The organism is Microvirga antarctica, assembly GCF_017921815.1.
Taxonomy (GTDB): domain Bacteria; phylum Pseudomonadota; class Alphaproteobacteria; order Rhizobiales; family Beijerinckiaceae; genus Microvirga; species Microvirga antarctica.
On the sequence record NZ_JAGEMM010000067.1, the window covers coordinates 1 to 291 of the forward strand.

The following is a 291-nucleotide window of genomic DNA, read 5'->3' on the forward strand; positions in this document are numbered from 1 at the left end:
GCCGTATCGCCATTGCTACCGGCGATTGGCACGCCGGTTGATTGCGCTACGTTATCCTGTTCAATGCGGAACACCGCGAGCGTGGTGGTTAAACGGCTGTTCATCCAGTCGGACTTCAGGCCAAGCTCATAGTTGTTGCCGGTAATCGGAGAGAGATATTTACCGGAACTGTCGCGCTTGTTCTGCGGCTGGAAGATTGAGGTATAGCTGGCGTAGGTAGACCAGTTATCGTCAATGTCATACACCAGACCCGCGTACGGGGTGGTGTGGTTTTGCTCCATACTGTAGATC

At 53.6% G+C, this 291-nt stretch carries 1 protein-coding gene; it reads right to left on the bottom strand.

Annotation, left to right across the window (positions count from 1 at the left end):
* Positions 1–291, bottom strand: a 291-nt coding sequence (locus J4G32_RS20880; RefSeq protein WP_210497584.1) for a TonB-dependent receptor domain-containing protein, incomplete at both ends; no start/stop codon positions are given.